Source organism: Croceivirga sp. ABH4_376 (assembly GCF_056160685.1).
This window is the reverse complement of record NZ_JBSWXQ010000001.1, coordinates 945462-964383: the sequence shown is the minus strand read 5'-3', so window position 1 is coordinate 964383 and position 18922 is coordinate 945462. Positions and strand designations below refer to the sequence as shown.

At 37.5% G+C, this 18922-nt stretch carries 13 protein-coding genes; 7 read left to right on the top strand and 6 right to left on the bottom strand.

Annotated features, from left to right (window positions below; translation table 11 throughout):
• Nucleotides 1-6: 6 nt before the first annotated feature.
• The 3 genes from ACXAGS_RS04145 to ACXAGS_RS04135 are packed head-to-tail and all read right to left on the bottom strand — an operon-like array spanning nt 7 to nt 3474.
• Nucleotides 7-1014 carry a 4-hydroxyproline epimerase gene (locus ACXAGS_RS04145; protein ID WP_474904759.1) on the bottom strand — a complete coding sequence of 336 codons (1008 nt, stop codon included), beginning with the start codon at nt 1012-1014 and terminating at the stop codon, nt 7-9.
• A 33-nt stretch (nt 1015-1047) separates the two neighbouring features.
• Nucleotides 1048-2559 (bottom strand): aldehyde dehydrogenase (NADP(+)), encoded by a 1512-nt coding sequence (locus tag ACXAGS_RS04140; protein ID WP_474904757.1) that lies wholly within the window; start codon nt 2557-2559, stop codon nt 1048-1050.
• Between the two features lie 3 nt (nt 2560-2562).
• Nucleotides 2563-3474: a dihydrodipicolinate synthase family protein gene (locus ACXAGS_RS04135; RefSeq protein ID WP_474904755.1), complete on the bottom strand. Its 912-nt coding sequence runs from the start codon at nt 3472-3474 to the stop codon at nt 2563-2565.
• Between the two features lie 136 nt (nt 3475-3610).
• Between ACXAGS_RS04135 and ACXAGS_RS04130 the strand changes: the two genes are divergently transcribed.
• From ACXAGS_RS04130 to ACXAGS_RS04100, 7 genes are all read left to right on the top strand, one after another.
• Nucleotides 3611-4465, top strand: coding sequence for an AraC family transcriptional regulator (locus ACXAGS_RS04130; RefSeq protein ID WP_474904753.1), 855 nt, complete (start codon nt 3611-3613; stop codon nt 4463-4465).
• A 218-nt stretch (nt 4466-4683) separates the two neighbouring features.
• A complete protein-coding gene (locus ACXAGS_RS04125) occupies nt 4684-7566 on the top strand; it encodes a glycosyl hydrolase 115 family protein (protein WP_474904751.1) in 2883 nt (960 codons plus the stop codon).
• Between the two features lie 104 nt (nt 7567-7670).
• Nucleotides 7671-8702: a LacI family DNA-binding transcriptional regulator gene (locus ACXAGS_RS04120; RefSeq protein WP_474904749.1), complete on the top strand. Its 1032-nt coding sequence runs from the start codon at nt 7671-7673 to the stop codon at nt 8700-8702.
• Nucleotides 8703-8908: 206 nt separating this feature from the next.
• Nucleotides 8909-11035 carry an alpha-glucuronidase family glycosyl hydrolase gene (locus ACXAGS_RS04115; RefSeq protein WP_474904803.1) on the top strand — a complete coding sequence of 709 codons (2127 nt, stop codon included), beginning with the start codon at nt 8909-8911 and terminating at the stop codon, nt 11033-11035.
• A gap of 12 nt (nt 11036-11047) precedes the next feature.
• A complete protein-coding gene (gene uxuA / locus ACXAGS_RS04110) occupies nt 11048-12229 on the top strand; it encodes a mannonate dehydratase (RefSeq protein WP_474904747.1) in 1182 nt (393 codons plus the stop codon).
• 11 nt (nt 12230-12240) lie between these two features.
• Nucleotides 12241-14919: a sialate O-acetylesterase gene (locus ACXAGS_RS04105; RefSeq protein ID WP_474904745.1), complete on the top strand. Its 2679-nt coding sequence runs from the start codon at nt 12241-12243 to the stop codon at nt 14917-14919.
• A 14-nt stretch (nt 14920-14933) separates the two neighbouring features.
• Complete coding sequence (locus ACXAGS_RS04100; RefSeq protein WP_474904743.1) at nt 14934-16592, top strand: SGNH/GDSL hydrolase family protein; 1659 nt, start codon at nt 14934-14936, stop codon at nt 16590-16592.
• 4 nt (nt 16593-16596) lie between these two features.
• On the opposite strand, the gene ACXAGS_RS04095 is transcribed toward ACXAGS_RS04100, so the two are convergent.
• From ACXAGS_RS04095 to ACXAGS_RS04085, 3 genes are read right to left on the bottom strand one after another with little or no spacing between them, the layout of a single operon-like run.
• Nucleotides 16597-16959 carry an SxtJ family membrane protein gene (locus ACXAGS_RS04095; protein WP_474904741.1) on the bottom strand — a complete coding sequence of 121 codons (363 nt, stop codon included), beginning with the start codon at nt 16957-16959 and terminating at the stop codon, nt 16597-16599.
• Nucleotides 16959-17108 carry a DUF5989 family protein gene (locus ACXAGS_RS04090; RefSeq protein ID WP_474904739.1) on the bottom strand — a complete coding sequence of 50 codons (150 nt, stop codon included), beginning with the start codon at nt 17106-17108 and terminating at the stop codon, nt 16959-16961. The genes ACXAGS_RS04095 and ACXAGS_RS04090 overlap by 1 nt, the downstream gene beginning before the upstream one ends.
• Nucleotides 17108-18907 (bottom strand): carbamoyltransferase family protein, encoded by a 1800-nt coding sequence (locus ACXAGS_RS04085; protein ID WP_474904737.1) that lies wholly within the window; start codon nt 18905-18907, stop codon nt 17108-17110. Before ACXAGS_RS04085 ends, ACXAGS_RS04090 begins: the two co-directional genes overlap by 1 nt.
• Nucleotides 18908-18922: the final 15 nt, after the last annotated feature.

Below are 18922 nucleotides of genomic sequence, written 5' to 3'. Positions count from 1 at the left end.
ACCTAATTATAAAACTTGAAAACCATGCGCGTAGGGATCATCATCATCTATAATAATAGTATTGTAACCTATTACTTGTGCCCAGCCTTGTATGCTAGGTACAATGGCTTCATATGCACCCAAAGTAGTTGTAGCTTCTACACGACCTATAAAAGTACTTCCTATAAAACTTTCATGAACAAAGGTCTCATCAAAGCTTAATTTACCTTTAGCGTGTAATTGAGCCATCCGGGCCGACGTGCCCGTGCCACAAGGCGAGCGGTCAATGGCCTTATCCCCGTAAAAAACTGCGTTTCTACCAGAAGACTTAGCGTCTAATGGCTCACCAGTCCAAAGCATGTGGGTAACCCCGGCAATAGTAGCATCTTCTGGATGCACAAAAGCGTTAGGATATTTTTTATTGATACGATCTCTTAAAATCAAAGAAAGCTGTACAATTTTATTTGCCGTAAAATTATGTACACCGCTAAAATTGGTCTGAGGATCAATAATTGCATAAAAGTTACCTCCATAAGCCACATCAAACGTTAACAAACCCAGTTCTGGGCATTCTATGGTTAAGTCTGAAGCCGCTAAGTATGATTTAACGTTGGTTATTTTAACCCAATCTACCTTCTTTCCGGTTTGCTGATAGGTTATGGTTACCAATCCGGCCGGTGCCTCCATTTTAATTTGACCTGGTATTTTTGGCGTTATGAGACCTTCTTCTAGTGCTATGGTTACCGTGCCAATTGTGCCATGGCCACACATAGGCAGGCAACCCGATGTTTCTATAAATAAGATGGAAAAATCATTATTGGGGTCGTGAGGAGGAAATAGAATACTACCACTCATCATATCATGACCACGAGGCTCAAACATGAGTCCTCTGCGAATCCAATCAAATTCCCGTAAGAAATGTTGCCTTTTCTCACTCATATTCTTTCCTTCTAAGTTTGGACCACCACCCGCAACTAAACGTACAGGATTGCCACAGGTATGGGCATCTACACAAAAGAATGTTTTTCTAGCCATGACGTTCAAAGAAAATTAGACCAATTAAAAATACTATTTTGGTACTAGATGCTCTGGAAAAGACTGATAACAAATGGGACGTACCCATCTATAAATTGCCGCCGTACCCACAGAAGTAAACCTAGCATCCGTAGTAGCAGGGTAAGGCCCTCCATGCTGCATAGCGTTACAGACCTCTACTCCGGTTGGTACACCGTTATAAATAATTCTACCCACTTTAAAGGACAAAGCCGCTACTAGTTTATTTACCTGCAAAGTATCTTTGGGCTCTACAATTACCGTTGCCGTAAGTTGCCCTTCTAGTTTTTCAATTACTTCAAGTAATTCTTCTTCATGTTTACAGACAACCACTAAAGAAAATGGACCAAATACTTCTTGATGCGTTTTTGGATTTTGGATAAAATCGGTTCCAGAGATTCTAGCCAAGAAACTTCCAGCGTCATTTACCCCCATAAGGTTATTGGATTTTCCCAGAAGGGTAACCCCTTCTTGTGAAAGCACAGCTTTTACGTTAGAATCATAGGTTTGCTTTATGTTATTATGTAACATAGTCTGTGGTGCAGTCGCTATTATTTTTGCGGTAAGCGTTTTAATAAATAGCTCAGTTGCGTTACTAGCTACCATTAAAAGCAAGCCTGGATTGGTACAAAACTGCCCAGCCCCCAAAGTAATAGATTGCGCCAAGCTAGCCGCCAATTCATGGGTGCGTTTTTCCGCTGCATCTGCACTTATAACTACGGGATTTATACTTCCCATTTCTGCAAAAACAGGTATAGGCTCTTTTCTTTGGTTAGCCAAGTTTAATAAAGCCTTACCTCCCGTAAAACTACCAGTAAAACCAACAGCTCTAATCTGTGTATGTTGTACCAGATGGGCACCAACATCCTTACCGCCATTAATACTAGAAAATACGCCTTCTGGCATTGCTGTTTCTCTAGCAGCTTTTATGATAGCCCTACTTACCATTTCTGAAGTACCTGCATGTAAGGGATGTGCTTTTAAAACTACCGGGCAACCTGCAGCCAAAGCACTAGCGGTATCCCCTCCGGCAGTAGAAAAAGCCAACGGAAAATTACTGGCTCCAAATATCGCCACCGGACCTAAAGGGAGAACCGAACGAATGTGCTCTGCTTTTGGAAAAGGGGCTCTGTTAGGTTCTGCCTTATCTTTAACTAGCTGTTTCCAATCTTCTTGCGCAACCAGTGCCGCAAATTGATTTAATTGCCCAATTGTTCTTCCTCTTTCACCTTTTGCCCTACCCTCTGGCAAACCAGATTCTTTGCAATACATGTTTATTAACGCATCGCCCAAACTTTCTATTTGTTCTGCTATGGCCGTAAGAAACTCTGCACGTTGCTTTCCCGTTTTGTTTCGGTACGATATAAATGCTTTAGCTGCCAGTTCACATGCTTGGTCTATCTCACCTGTGGTTGCGGTATAGAAATTAGTTTCATTTTCTGTATTGGTTGCCGCTGCAGTAGTTTTAAAGGTTTCATCGCCTTGATTAGAGTACTCCCACCCAATAAAATTTTTACCAGTTAACATAGATTATAAGCTTTTGTAATTGGGCAGCATTGGTCTATTTTCCATAGCTTTTGCAATAACCGTTTGTACTCTTTCTCTTTCTTTTCCTTGTAGAGGTAATCTGGGTGCCCTAACATATTCCGAGCCAATACCTGTTGCCACTTCTGCCAACTTTATGTTTTGAACCAATTGCGGACTTATATCTAACTCTAACAAAGGCATAAACCATTTGTAAATTTCTAAGGCTTCTGATAATTTACCTGCCTTAACCAATTCATAAATAGCAACGGTCTCCGCTGGGTAAGCACAAACCAAACCCGCTACCCAACCATCTGCTCCAATGGCCAAACTTTCCATACCTAAGGTATCCACACCAGTAAATACTTTATACCGGTCTCCAAACCTATTTTTTATTCGGATAATGTTGGTAATATCTCTGGTAGATTCCTTGATTGCCTGTATGTTTTCACAAGATTTTAAATCTTCAAACATCTCCAAGGTAACCATGATTTTATAATCTACCGGATTATTATAAATCATTATAGGTAAGTTAGTACTATTGGCAATTGCCTTAAAATATGTAACCGTTTCAAAATCCGTGGCCTTGTACCGCATAGGTGGTAAGAGCATTAACCCTGCTGCGCCATTTTTCTCTGCATTTTGTGCCGCTGCAATGGCAGCTTTTGTAGTTTGTTCGGCAATATTAAGTAGTACGGGCACCTTACCTGCTACCGTATTTAGGGTATTTTTTAATAATAATTCCTTTTCAGGATTAGTTAACGTACTGGCCTCTCCTAGGGTACCTCCTAAAATAATACCATGCACGCCTGCATCAATCTGTGCCGCAATATTCTTATTAAATAATTCCAGATCTAATTTGTCGTCTGCGGTGAACTTGGTGGTAACCGCAGGCATTACGCCTTTCCATTCTAACATATTATAAAGCTTTCCTCAAAATTAGAAGTGCAAAGGCAAGAAGCAGGTATAATTATTAGCTACATTTGATACTATATTACCCTTTTTTATAATTTAAAAGCTAATTATGAATAATTTAATCTAAAACAAGTATACTTTGAAAGTTTTACCTTTTAAAATACCTAAGCCACAGAATGAGGCCGTTATTTATCAAGTAGATAAAGAAAAGGTGTTCTACGACCAACTACACCAACATGCCGAAATACAAATAAGTTATATTAAAAAAGGTAGTGGAATGCTGTTGGTAGGGGATACCCTAAGCCATTTTAAGAAAGGTGATGTATTTGTAATTGGAAGCTATTTACCCCATGCCTTTAAAAGTGATACTGCTACCAACGAACTATCAGAAATGCATACCCTATTCTTTGACAAAAATGCCTTTGGAGATGCTTTTTTTTCCTTACCAGACCTTACCTTGACCAATACCTTTTTTGATAAGACCATCTATGGCTTGCAGGTAATTAACCAAACCACCCGTATCAAAGAATACTTTAATACCTTAAGTAAGCAAAATAACGTAGAGCGTGTAGCAAGTTTATTACTACTAATAAGTTTAATTGCACAAAGTAACACTAAGCCACTTTCTACCTTTGTATATCCCAAAAATTATTCTGAAAATGAAGGGAAACGCATGAACCATGTTTTTGATTATGCCATGAGCAATTATCACAATCCTATGACGTTAGATACGGTTGCCAACCTGGCAAACATGAGTAAAAATGCATTTTGCAGGTATTTTAAAAAACGGACCAACAAAACTTTTGTCCAGTTTTTAATAGAAATAAGAATAGATCAGGCATGTAAGTTTTTAGCTAAGAACCCAGACCAACCTATTTCCTTTATCGCGGAACAATGTGGCTTTACCAATGTGGCTAATTTCAACAGAAAATTTAAATTCCTAAAAGGTTGTACACCAACCCAATTTAGAATTTCTTTAAAGAACAATTATTAACACCCATTTCCACAATTAAGGCATTAAGTAGCGAAAATTAAAATAAAATTTTCGTTCTAATATTATCATTTACGCAATCGATTGTGTAATTTATTTATATATTCGTTTTAACTATATCTAATTATTTCATATTCAACAACTAAAACCTATATCAGCTTAAACGTTTCGAAACTATTTTTCTATTGTTTACTGATGTATAAAACTGATAAACTGCCCTTATGCAACTAAAAAAGTTTCTTTTATTTTTCCTATTAACCACAGCTACCAAACTGTTAGCTTTAGATACAATTTCCTATGTTACCCACAAACCATCTACCAAGCACTTTGCATTAGCTTCTAAGGGAAAAGTTGCCAATCTTTTGGTTAGCAGTCAAGATTTTAAAGGTGTACTTAAAGTAGCGGCACACCTACAAACAGATATTGAGAAAGTAACCGGTACAAAACCTGTACTACAGCAAGACAATACCAACGATAAGGAAATAGTTATTATTGGTACGTTTGGTAAAAGTCCATTAATTGACCAGTTGGTGCAAGCGGGGAAATTAAATGCTTCGGATTTGGAAGGAAAATGGGAGAAATTTATCATCACCACGGTTAAAAATCCATTTCCAAATGTAAAAAAGGCTTTAGTAATTGTAGGTAGCGATAAACGAGGAACTATTTTTGGACTGTACGACCTTGCCACCCAAATTGGTGTTAGTCCATGGTATTACTGGGCAGATGTGCCAGTGAAAAAGCATAGAGAACTTCACATTATAAAAGGATTGCACACCCAGGGAGAGCCAGATGTGAAATACAGGGGGATTTTTATCAATGACGAAGCCCCGGCCTTGCGCAACTGGGCTCTAGATACCTTTGGCGGTTTTAACCATAAATTTTACGATAAGGTTTTTGAATTGATTCTTAGAAACAAAGGTAATTACCTGTGGCCTGCCATGTGGGTTCCAAGTGCTTTTGCAGATGATGATAGCAAAAATGCTGCACTTGCAGATGAGTACGGCGTGGTAATTTCTACCAGTCACCATGAGCCAATGATGCGTGCACATGCAGAATGGTATAAATATGGTAAAGGGCCTTGGAACTATGAAACCAATAAGGATAATTTAAACAGTTTTTGGCGTGGTGGCATTGAACGCATGGGCAACCATGAAAGCGTGGTTACTGTTGGCATGCGCGGTGATGGTGATGAAGCCATGAGCGAAGAAACTGCTGTTGATTTAATGAAAACAATAATAGATGACCAGCGAAAAATAATTGAAGAAGTTACCCAAAAACCTGCTAATGAAACACCTCAAGTTTGGGCCATTTATAAAGAAGTACAGGATTATTATGATAAAGGCATGCGAGTACCAGATGACATCATGATTCTTTTCTGTGACGATAATTGGGGCAACGTACGAATACTACCAAAAAAAGAAGACAGGGATTACAAGGGTGGTTTTGGTCTTTATTATCATTTTGATTATGTAGGCGCACCTGTTTCTTATAGGTGGCTAAACGTAACCCAGATAGAACGTACTTGGGAACAAATGAAGCTTAGCTATGACTGGGGCGTTCGTGATTTATGGTTGGTTAACGTAGGCGATATTAAACCCATGGAACTTCCAATTAGTTTTTATATGGATATGGCATGGAACGCAGCTTCCTTTACAGCAGAAGACCTGCCCAACTATTATACAAAGTGGGCGCAACAACAATTTGGAGAAAAACATGCCGAAAAAATAGGTGAATTATTGGCCACCTATACCAAATACAATGCAAGGCGCACCCCAGAAATGCTAAAACCAGATACCTATAGCCTAGAAAACTATGGTGAGGCAGATCGTGTTGTAACAAGTTATAATCAACTTTTAAAAGAAAGCAATACAATATATAAAAGCTTACCAGAAACTTACAAAGCTGCATTTTATCAATTGGTGCATTCCCCAATTGCGCTTAGCGCTAACTTGAACGAAATGTACGTTGCGGCGGCCAAAAACAACTATTATGCAGAAAAAGGAATTAGCGCCGCAAATTTTTATGCCGATAAGGTAAGAGCTTTATTTAACCGGGATAAAGAACTAACCAAAGCCTATCATGAAGATTTGTTAAATGGCAAATGGAACCATATGATGTCTCAAACACATATTGGTTATACGTCTTGGAGCCATCCTCCTTTAGATAAAATGCCTGCGGTCTCTTACGTACATGCACCAGAAAAACCAGGCCTGGGCTATTTATTAGAATACGGAGACACACCTAAATGGGGCTGGTTAGATGTAGAGGGTGATTGGGCGTTTAGCAATTCGCTACCATTATTCGATAATGTAAACCAGCAAGAATATTATATAGAGATAGTAAATAAAGGCCAAGGAGAATTGGCCTATCAACTACATCCTAAACAGGATTGGATAAAACTTTCTAAAACTGAAGGCACAACCACCTATTCAGAAAAAATTTGGGTAAGCATAGATTGGACCAAAGCGCCAAAAGCCAATACCACAGGAGAAATTGAGTTGACCGATGGTACCCGTTCCTATTCCATAAAAATTCCCATAAGGCATCTAGAAAATGGATACGGTTTTATAGAAAACAATGGCGTAGTTAGCATTGATGCTGCAAATTATACCCACAGCCAATCCAATAATGGTATCCATTGGAAAACCGTACCAAATCTGGGAAGGACGGATAGCGCCATAGTTCCTTTTCCAATGGATAGTGATACGCAAGAACCTATTAGTGATGGGGCTATGGTGAGTTACGATTTTACTATTTTTCAAGAAAACGAAATTACAATAGAAACCTACCTTTCTCCTACCCAAGATTTTAAAAAACAAGATGGTCTAAAGTTTGCCATAGCTATTGACGATGCGCAACCCCAAATCATTAACATAAACAAAGGTGAAGAAAAACCAGACTGGGAATATGCAAAATGGTGGATGGAATCCGTGGCAGACCATATTAAGAAAAGTGTTTCTAAACATGGAAAATTAAAGAAAGGAAAACACACCTTAAAAGTTTGGGTGGTAGACCCAGGAGTTGTGATTCAAAAATTTGTAATAGATGCCGGTGGTTTAAGAGCAAGTTATCTAGGACCAGAACAAAGTAAAATTATAAAATAGCAAACTACAGACTTTTAAAAAAACTTGAAATGCTAGGTTTTGTTTATCTTGAATTTTAAAAATAGATGGTTTCTCATTTTTAATAGAAATCGTAGTCATAACCAATGGAAGTAAAAAAAGAAGTTACCATTTATGATTTAGCCAAAACGCTAAACTATTCACCCTCTACCATTTCTAGAGCGTTGAATAACCATAAAAGCATTAGCAAAAAAACCATAAAACTAGTTAAGGAGACCGCAGAAAAAGTTGGCTATAGACCTAACAATCTTGCAGCCGGTCTACGTAACAACAAAAGCAAAACCATTGGTATTCTAGTTCCACATTTAAATAGGCCTTTTGTATCTACTTTAATAAGCGGAATAGAAGAAGCCGCTAGAAAAGCTGGCTTTAATGTATTGATTTCACAGTCTTATGATGAAGCCGAAATTGAAATTGCCAACGCACGCACTTTATATGATAGCAGGGTAAGTGGCCTAATTGTATCATTGGCCATGCAAACTATGCAATATGACCATTTTAAACAATTTACAGATCAAGGAATTCCAATAGTTTTTGTAGACCGGGTGCCTCAAACTTATAGTTCTTACAAGGTTATTATAGATAATTATAGTGCAGGTTATAAGGCTACCAAACATTTAATACAAGGTGGGTGTAAACGCATTGCCCATTTTGCAGGATCACAACACAGAAATGTATATGAGGACCGTAAAAAAGGATATGTAGATGCACTTAAAGAACATAACCTGCCTATTGATGAAAGCCTTATAATCCCTTTTAAAACCTTAAGTTTTGAAGAAGGTGAAAAAGCGACTAAAAAATTATTAAAAATGGAACAACCACCAGATGCTATCTTCTCTGCAAACGATACTGCTGCGGTAAGTGCTATTTTATGTGCTAAAAAAATGGGATTTTCCATACCGGAAGATTTAGCCATAATTGGTTTTAATGATGACCCCATTTCAAAAATAGTAGAACCAGCATTGTCTACCATCTCGCATCCGGCATCAAAAATGGGTAAAATATCCGCAAAGCGAATTTTGGAACATGATAAAAAGGAACAAGACGATTTACTAACAGAAGTTTCGGTATTAAACACAGAAGTTATTGCTAGGGCTTCCACAAGACCCATCAACTAGATATTTTTTAAACTTTTAATTAATTGAAAATCCACATAGAACAAGCATAAATAAAATATGCAATCGGTTGCAAAATTAATTTCAGTAACAAATAGCTTTAAACATGCGCAACCGTTTCTTAAATGAACTTTAGACAGAATACTAAACCTTTAAATAGAACCAAATTGAAATCTAAACTATATTTTACTTTCATACTTTCCCTTTTAATGGTCTCCATAAATTTAGCACAAGACAACGGGTACGATCTTTGGCTTAAATATGATAAAATTGAAGACCAAACAATTGCAAAACAATACCGTGACCACATACAAAGCATTGTGGTACAGGATGCAGATGAAACCACGGCAATAATAAAAAAGGAACTTTCTTTGGCCTTAAATGGTTTATTAAACCTAAATCTGGAGCCATCTACCTTTAATTTAGATATGAACGCTCTAGTTATAAGCAAGCCTCAAAACTTACCTCAGTCCCTAAAAAACAAGGTAAATACCACAAAGTTAGAAAAAGATGGCTTCCTTATTAAGTCGGTAACGCTTTCAGATAAGTTACAAACGCTAATTATTTCAAATACAAATAGCGGATTGCTTTATGGCACCTTTCATTTTATTAGGCTATTACAGCAGCAAAAAAACATTAAGGACCTTGAAATATTAGACAATCCAAAAGTAGATTTAAGAGTGCTTAACCATTGGGACAACCTTGATCGTTCTGTTGAGCGTGGGTATGCAGGTTTTTCTATCTGGAATTGGCACACCTTACCGGATTTTATAGACCAACGCTACATAGACTATGCACGTGCCAACGCTTCTATTGGTATAAATGGTACGGTGCTAACCAATGTAAATTCTAATGCCTTAATTTTAACACCTCATTATCTAGATAAAGTAAAGACCTTGGCAGAGGTGTTTAGGCCTTATGGAATAAAAGTTTACCTCACGGCTAGGTTTTCTGCGCCAATAGAAATAGGGGGGCTAGAAACGGCAGACCCGTTAGACCCTAAGGTCATTAATTGGTGGAAAACAAAAACAGCTGAAATTTATAAGTTAATACCTGATTTTGGTGGTTTTTTGGTCAAGGCAAATTCCGAAGGACAGCCTGGACCACAGAATTACGGCCGTACGCACTTAGACGGTGCCAATATGATAGCGTCCATTCTAAAACCACACAATGGGGTTGTTATGTGGCGCGCTTTTGTCTATTCAGAACATGACCCTACAGACAGGGCCAAGCAAGCGTACAATGAATTTATACCAGATGATGGCAAATACTTAGACAACGTATTGATTCAGGTTAAAAATGGAGCTATAGATTTTCAACCTAGAGAACCCTTTCATCCAATGTTCGGCGCAATGCCAAAAACACCATTAATGATGGAGTTTCAAATAACCAAAGAATATCTAGGTTTTGCAACCCACTTGGTTTTTTTACCCAAGTTATTTGAAGAGGTTTTACAATCCGATACATACCAAAAAGGAAAAGGTTCTACGGTTGCCAAGGTTATTGATGGTTCGCTGCACAACAAAAAAATTACAGGAATGGCTGGTGTTGCCAATATTGGCACGGATTTTAATTGGACAGGGCACTTATTTGGACAAGCAGATTGGTACGGATTTGGTCGTCTGGCCTGGAATCCAAATCTAGAATCGGCCAAAATAGCAGAAGAATGGCTACAAATAACTTTTACTACCAATAAAAAATTTGTAGACCCTATTAAAGAATTACTGCTAAACTCCCGTGAAACGGTTGTAAACTACATGAATCCGCTTGGATTACATCATATTTTTGATGCAGGCCACCACTATGGCCCGGGACCTTGGGTCTCTAATCTCTCCAGACCAGAATGGAATCCGGTATATTACCATAAAGCAGATGAAAAGGGTATTGGTTTTGACCGCTCCGCCACGGGCAGCAATGCTGTAGATCAATATGCCCCAGAATTGGCTAAAAAATTTGGCAATATAGAAACCTGTCCAGAAACCTATTTACTATGGTTTCACCATGTAACATGGGATTATAAGTTAAAAAATGGTAGAACCCTATGGGACAATCTTGGCATTAAATACCAGCAAGGTGTAGATGAGGTTAAAGAAATGATTAATACTTGGGAAGCTATGAAACCCTATGTAAACACCAAACAGCATAAAGAAGTTACCATGCGCATTAACATACAATTAAAAGAAGCCATCTGGTGGAAGGATGCTTGTATGAGCTATTTTAAAACTTTTTCTAAAATGGACTATCCAAAAGAGATGGAACAACCGGCTCATGACCTATCCTATTACCAATCCTTAAAATTTCCTTTTGCTCCCGGCATTAAGCCCAATTGGCACTAAATATTTGAATAAATGAACAGAATGCAACAAACCATGCGTTGGTACGGGCCGCATGATAAAATAAAATTGTTAGATATACGTCAAGCTGGAGTAACTGGCATTGTAACTGCCTTACACCAAATACCCGTTGGCGCTGTTTGGGAAGTGAGCGAAATTAAAAATCGCCAAGAGATTATACGCGCAAAAGGCATGGAATGGTGCGTTATAGAAAGCCTACCAGTTCATGAAGACATTAAGCGCAAACAAGGTAATTATAAAGCTTACATAGAAAATTACAAACAAAGCTTGGCAAATCTTGCAGAATGTGGACTTAAAGTTGTTACATACAATTTTATGCCCATTTTAGATTGGGTACGCACAGAACATGCTTTTAAAAACCCAGATGGTTCCAAAGCATTATTATACGATGAAACCGCTTTTATCTTTTTTGATGTGTTCTTACTAAAAAGACCTGGTGCAGAACAAAGTTACACAGCTGAAAAGATAGCCGAAGCAAAAACATATGGCGCAACACTTTCTAAAGCCGAAAAGGAAAAACTATTTCAAAATGTACTGCTTGGCCTACCTGGAAGCCAAGATAATTTTACCGCTGAACAAATTCTTAACTTATTAGAAGAATACAAAGGTATAGATGACAATGCATTACGTGAGCACCTTATCTATTTCTTATCTGAAGTAGCTCCAGTTGCCGAAAAATTAGGTATGCAATTGGCTATACACCCAGATGACCCACCGTTTTCCGTTATGGGCTTACCTAGAGTTGTTTGCACGGAAGCAGATATTGAAAAAATATTAACCGCGGTACCTGTACATGCAAATGGACTTTGTTATTGTACGGGTTCATTAGGAGGTCAACCTGAAAATGATTTGGTACGCATCATCAAAAATCACGGTGAACGCATACATTTTTTGCACTTGAGAAATGTAAAACATAAGGGGTACAGACGATTTAGAGAATCTGAACATCTAAATGGCGACAATCCCATGGCGGCAATTATGGAAGAATTACTCCTTTTGATGCAAAAACGAGATATACGTTTACCTATGCGCCCAGACCATGGTTTTTTGCACAATTTTGAAGGAACGGAATTATATCCGGGTTATTCTTTGATTGGGCGCTTAAAAGGGCTTGCCGAATTGAGAGGACTAGAAATGGGAATTGCTTATAAATTGAACAGTACAAACCAAAAATAACAAAGAAAACCATGAAGCTTGTAAAGCTATTGTTCTGGGGTTTATTTATTGTAACCACCAATGTAGTGGCACAAATAAAGCTACCACAATTGATAAGTGATGGCATGGTTTTGCAACGCAATGCTGAAACCACCTTATGGGGCTGGGCATCACCAAATGAACAAATAACATGTAGGTTCAAAGGTAAAACCTATAAAGCCTCTGCAAATGAAGCAGGTGACTGGAGCCTTATTTTACCGGCACAAACCGCGGGTGGCCCACATAAGATAACCTTTATCGGAAAAAATAAAATAGAACTCAAAAATATTCTGTTTGGCGATGTTTGGGTCTGTTCTGGACAATCCAATATGGTAACGCCTATGGAGCGGGTTAAGGAACTTTACCCTACAGAGGTATCCAGCGCAGCTAATGATGGAATTAGAAATTTCTTTATTCCCACTGCAACCAATCTAATTTCACCTGAGCAAGATTTACCACAAAGTCAATGGAAGCCTGCAGTTAAAGGAGATATCATGTCCATGGGAGCTGTTTCGTATTTTTTTGCAAAGAAAATTTATAAAAAATACAAGGTGCCAATCGGTATTATTAATGCAAGTGTGGGTGGCACCCCTATACAATCATGGATTAGTGAAGATGGATTTAAAGCATTTCCAGAAGACCTCAAAACTATAGCACAAAACAAAGACACCAGTTATACCAACCAATTTACGGTACGCCCCAGCACCAAAACTGAACAAGAAATAAAAGATATGGGCCTATTGGCTAATCAAAAATGGTATAACCCAGAGGCGTCTACAACAGATTGGAATAGTTTCTACGTACCAGGCTATTGGGAAGACCAAGGAATTAGAAACCTAGATGGTGTTGTCTGGTTTAGAAAAGAAATCACCGTGCCAGAGGCTTTATTAGAAACTGACGTTAAATTGTTCATGGGCCGTATTGTAGATGCAGACGAGGTTTATGTAAATGGCACCAAGGTAGGCAACATTACCTATAAATATCCACCAAGAAGGTATACCGTTCCAAAAGGCGTATTAAAAAAAGGAAGTAATTCTATTGTAATACGGGTTACTAATTTTAACGGCAAAGGAGGTTTTGTTCCCGATAAAAACTATGAACTTACAGCCAATGGGGTCAGCGTAGATTTAATGGGCCAATGGAAGTATAAAGTAGGTGAAGTTTTTGGACCACCACCTAGAGGCTACAAACCCGGCACCTATAATTCTTTTTGGGCTCAAAATCAACCTACCAGTTTATATAACGCCATGTTGGCGCCCTTAACTCAATTAAATATTAAAGGCTTTTTATGGTATCAGGGCGAATCCAACTCGGGCAATCCAAAAGGCTATGGAAATTATCTTAAGGCATTGCTCAAAGACATGCGCAAGCAATTTAATGCTCCAGAAGCCCCCTTTCTTTATGTACAATTAGCCAATTACCAAGATGTAGATTATTTGCCTACAGAAAGTAACTGGGCAACCTTACGTTTTGAACAATTTTCCGCACTAACAGAACCTAAAACGGCAATGGCTGTTGCTATTGATTTGGGAGAGTGGAACGATATTCACCCCTTAAACAAGAAAGATGTAGGTGAGCGTTTGGCCCTAGGGGCCCTAAAATTTGCATACGAGGAAGACCTAGTCTATTCCGGGCCTATATTTAACGGTTCAAAAGTAGTAGGGAATACCATCGTTATTTCGTTTGATCATATAGGTAGCGGATTGGTTGCCAAAGATGGCAGACCTTTACAACGATTTGAAATTGCTGGAGAAGACCAAGAGTTTGTGTGGGGCAATGCCGAAATAGTTAATAATACAGTGGTTGTAAGCCATGAGAATATTAAACATCCTAGATATGTACGTTATGCATGGGCAGATAATCCGCAAGGAGCCAACTTGTACAACAAAGAAGGCTTGCCGGCATCTCCATTTCGTAATTATGACCCTGTAGAATTAAACAAAAAACCATGGCAAGGCAAAAAAGCTGCTGTAGTACTAACTTATGATGATGCCTTAAATGTGCATTTAGATAATGCCATTCCAATTTTAGATTCTTTAGGATTGAAGGGAACATTTTATGTTTCAACGTTTGCTGAAGGTTTTAGAAATAGACTTCAAGATTGGAAACAAATAGCCAATAATGGTCATGAGCTGGGCAATCATACCATCTATCACCCTTGCATAGGAAAAGAAGATAGACCCTTGGTTAATAAAAATTATGATATGGCTACCTATAGCGTAGAAAGAATGGTAGATGAAATTAAAATCAACAATACCCTACTAGAAGCATTGGATAACAAGAAGAAGCGGACCTTTGCATATACCTGCGGAGATTTTACCGTTAATGGCGAAAATACTTTTATTGAATATTTAAAAGATGATTTATCTGGTGCACGTGCGGTACGTCCACAAATGCATACCATTAATGAAATAGACCTTTACAATTTAGATAGTTACCCAATAGTTGGTGAAACGGGTGATGAATTGATTGCCTTGGTTAAAGAAGCCATAGAAAAGAAAGCTTTGTTAATATTTCTTTTTCATGGGGTTGGCGGTGAACATACTATGAATGTTTCTTTACCAGCACACCGCCAATTATTAGAATATTTAAAGGCAAACGAAACCGAGGTTTGGACCGCTCCTATGTTAGATGTTATACACAATATAAAAGAGGCCACCAAAGCAAATTAATAGCCAGATTTAAGGTGAAAAAAACTACCGTATTCAAGCTTATTTCCGCATTACTACCCTTAGTATTCCTAATGCTTTTAGAGGTGGTTTTACGTTCAATTGGCTATGGTGAAACCTATAATTTTTTTAATAAAATAAAAGGAGAAAACGGTATAGAGTACCTTACCCTTAATTCTGATATTTCTAAAAAATACTTTAAGAACACTGGTTTTAATTCTGACAACCAAGAAGACTTATTTCTAAGACAAAAAACCGATAGTACATTTAGAATTTTTGTACAAGGCGCTTCTACCACTGTTGGGTTTCCGTTTTACCGTGGCGCATCGTTTCCCAGATTGTTAAAACACCGTTTAGAAAAAACTTTTCCAGAAAAAAACATAGAAGTAATTAATACAGGAATTACCGCGGTAAACTCCTATACCTTGTGGGACATTACTCCAGATATAATTGCTCAACAACCAGATCTTGTTTTGATTTATGCGGGTCATAACGAATATTACGGCGCTTTGGGGGTTGGTTCTTCGGCTTCTGTAGGTAACCACCCATTTTTAATCAGATCCTACTTAAAACTTAAAAATTTTAAGTTTTTTCAACTGTTCGAGAATACTTTTCAAAAAATTACCCAAAGTGATCAAAACAACCTAAAAACAGTAAAAGAAACCACGCTCATGGAAGTGTTGGCTAAAGAACAGCAAATACCATTCGGTTCTGAAGCCTACAAAGCCGGATTAAAACAGTATAAACAAAACCTAGACAAAATACTTTCTTACTACCAACAACATAACGTACCCGTTATTTTGAGTACCTTGGTAAGCAATGAAAAAGACACTGCTCCTTTTATTAGCCCTGTGCTAAACAAAGAGCAGTACAAAAAACTCTGTGAAAAAGATTTACCATCTGCTAAAATTAAAGCACAGAATAATGCAATGGCATCTTATCTATTAGGAAACTATTATTTAGAAAAAAAACTGTCGGATTCTGCCAAGTATTATTTAAACCAAGCCAAAGAATTAGATTTATTACGATTTAGGGCCCCAGATGCCATAAACACCCTAATAAGGCAGTTTTCTAAAGAAGAAGAGTTACCATTGGTAGATATTAAAGCCCTATTTGAAGCTAGGTCTACCAGTAAAATAATTGGAAAAGAGCTTTTAACAGAGCACGTACACCCAAATGTAGAGGGTTATTTTTTAATGGCAGATGCTTTTTACAACAAACTGGAAGAACTTGGTTTAATTGGTGAATGGAAAAATAAGTTATCCTACACACAAGCCTATAACAAAATACCAACTACCAAAATTGATAGTATACGCGGAACCATAATTCTGAAAGAATTGCAACAACAATGGCCATTTACCTTGAACACAACTAAATCAGATTCAACCAACCACTTTCTCTTTCAACCCAAAAGTTTTGAGGAACATATGGCATGGAACATACATCAAGGAAGACAAAAATGGGAAGACGCCATGCGCCAAGCCTATCATTTTTATACAAAGAAAGGTGATTTTAAAAATGCCCTAACCGTTGTAGAAACACTGCTTTTTGAATATCCAGAACAATGGCGTGTGCATCAAATGGCAGAAGAAACTTGCCTTAGATTAAAAGATACCTTAACCGCCAATTATTATGCAAACAAGAAAACAAAGTTAAGGGCTATGAAGCCCAATTGAACTTTTACCAAGGCCTTTCTATATCTTTTTCTGTAATAAACCTTTTCTGTAAAACGTAAAAACTCTCTTTGTGACCATTGTCTTTTTTAATCGGGTTTTTACTTAGCATTCTTTGTAAAATAGCTAAAGGTGTTAATACAAGATAAAACACCAAAAAAAGTAGAATATAATTCATTATTACACCAAGGAAATAGCCAAAAGACAGCCACGTTTTTGCAATAAAAATTGTTCCCTTATGGGATAAAAGAGCAACAAGCAAAAAAACAATTGTTACCAGAAGCAACCATTCTACCTTATACCAAAAGCCTATTAGCAAAGGTACTAGCGCCAAAACCAACAGGGTATCTAATGCCTTGTCCCTTTTCATTAAAACAAAGAATAAATAAAAGGTCCTATGGCCGTACCATTAGTAAAAAATATAAGCAAGCCTAAAACCGCAAAAATCAACACGAGCGGCAACAACCACCACTTCTTACGTTCTTTTAAAAAAAGAAAAAAATCCTTTATAAATTCCATTACTTTTCTATTATGTAATTTTCTAAAACCAGAATATCCATATCGGTTTTCAGAAAGCAATTAATGGCATCTTCTGGTGTATTAACAATAGGCTCATCCTTAACATTAAAACTGGTATTAATAATTACTCCAATCCCAGTAAGTAATTTATATTCTTGTATTAATTGCCAAAACCTTGCATTTAAATCCTTACTTACGGCTTGCACTCTAGCCGAATAATCTATATGGGTAATAGCTGGTAATTTTGATTTGGGTATAACTCTTTTTTCCTCTAAGGACAACTCTTGAAAACCATTATTCAAGTTAAAACATAAAGATGGTTTAAGATAGCTTGTAAAAAGCATATAGGGTGATGGATTACCTGCTTGAAAATACACATTATAATCCTCTATACATACTGCAGGAGCAAAAGGTCTAAAACTTTCTCTAAACTTAATTTTGAGATTTAAATTTGTTTGCATTTCTGGATTAGACGCTGCTGCCAAAATACTTCTATTACCTAAAGCCCTAGGCCCAAATTCCGTTCTGCCTTGGTACCAGCCAACCACTTTATCTGCTGCTATATAGGTAGCTACCCTTTTACACAAATCCTTTTCTTCTTGATAAAACCGAAAAGGCAATTTGCGGTTTCTTAAATTACGTTCTATTTCCTGATGGTAATATTTTGGTCCTAAGTATACCTTATACGGATTCCGCAATCCTGTAAACTCTAAAGTTTGTTTTAAATAAGCAGCTACCAAGCCTGCCCCCAAAGCCCCACCGGCATCACCAGCTGCCGGCTGTATATAAATATCAGAAAAAAGTCCTTTTTCAAATAAGACCGAATTGGCTACACAATTAAGAAAAACGCCGCCTGCCAAACACAAATTGCTGGCTTGTGTTATCTTCTTTACGTGCGTAATTAATAAAACCAAAACCTCTTCCGTTACTTTTTGAGCCGCTAAGGCTAAATCTGCATGCACCTGAGTTAATTGGTCTTCTGGAGCCCTCTTTTTAAATCCGAATAAAGCTTCCCATTTCTTAGGCAAAACCATAGTAGAACCCACAGGAAAATTAAAATACGAAAGGTTTAATTTAAAAGACCCATCTGGTTTAATAACTATTAATTGGGATTTAATGATGTCTATAAATTTTTGAACTCTAGCTGAATTTGCTACGGCATAAGGTGCCAAGCCCAACATTTTATACTCACCAGCATTTACCTTAAAACCCAAAAAGTAGGTGAAAGATGAATAAAAAAGTCCTAAGGAATGTGGAAAATGTAGCTCGCCCATAATTTGGAATCCCTTACTACCATCTGCCATACCAAAGCTGGTGGTGGCCCATTCTCCTACCCCATCTACCGTTAAAAATGCACTTTTTGCAAAGGGCGAGGTGTAAAAGGCACTAGCTGCATGAGAAAAGTGGTGTTCTGGAAATAGAATGGCCGTCTTAACCTTTTTACCATCATTAATTCTTTTTAGTTTTTTTTGGATGAGCTGTTTGGTAAACAATTTCTCTTTTAGCCAGATAGGCATAGCTTTTGCAAAAGATAAAAAGCCTTTTGGCGCAAAGGCATAATAGGTCTCTAGTAAACGTTCAAACTTTAAAAAAGGTTTATCATAGAAGGCTATATAATCTATTTGCTCTAGGCTAAGACAGGCTTCTTTTAAACAAAAGCGAATAGCATTTTCTGGAAAAGAGGCATCGTTCTTAATACGCGTAAAACGTTCTTCTTGTGCAGCATACACAACCTTACCATCTTCTATAAGAGCAGCGGCAGCATCATGATAAAAAGCAGATATTCCAAGAATTCTCATTACCTATAACTAAAA

Bases quoted from the DNA above. Each gene is read 5' to 3' on its own strand.
- uxuA (WP_474904747.1), top strand. From the start codon at position 11,048: ATGAACAGAATGCAACAAACCATGCGTTGGTACGGGCCGCATGATAAA.
- ACXAGS_RS04085 (WP_474904737.1), bottom strand. From the start codon at position 18,907: ATGAGAATTCTTGGAATATCTGCTTTTTATCATGATGCTGCCGCTGCT.
- ACXAGS_RS04120 (WP_474904749.1), top strand. From the start codon at position 7,671: ATGGAAGTAAAAAAAGAAGTTACCATTTATGATTTAGCCAAAACGCTA.
- ACXAGS_RS04095 (WP_474904741.1), bottom strand. From the start codon at position 16,959: ATGAAAAGGGACAAGGCATTAGATACCCTGTTGGTTTTGGCGCTAGTA.
- ACXAGS_RS04125 (WP_474904751.1), top strand. From the start codon at position 4,684: ATGCAACTAAAAAAGTTTCTTTTATTTTTCCTATTAACCACAGCTACC.
- ACXAGS_RS04090 (WP_474904739.1), bottom strand. From the start codon at position 17,108: ATGGAATTTATAAAGGATTTTTTTCTTTTTTTAAAAGAACGTAAGAAG.
- ACXAGS_RS04105 (WP_474904745.1), top strand. From the start codon at position 12,241: ATGAAGCTTGTAAAGCTATTGTTCTGGGGTTTATTTATTGTAACCACC.
- ACXAGS_RS04115 (WP_474904803.1), top strand. From the start codon at position 8,909: ATGGTCTCCATAAATTTAGCACAAGACAACGGGTACGATCTTTGGCTT.
- ACXAGS_RS04140 (WP_474904757.1), bottom strand. From the start codon at position 2,559: ATGTTAACTGGTAAAAATTTTATTGGGTGGGAGTACTCTAATCAAGGC.
- ACXAGS_RS04135 (WP_474904755.1), bottom strand. From the start codon at position 3,474: ATGTTAGAATGGAAAGGCGTAATGCCTGCGGTTACCACCAAGTTCACC.
- ACXAGS_RS04145 (WP_474904759.1), bottom strand. From the start codon at position 1,014: ATGGCTAGAAAAACATTCTTTTGTGTAGATGCCCATACCTGTGGCAAT.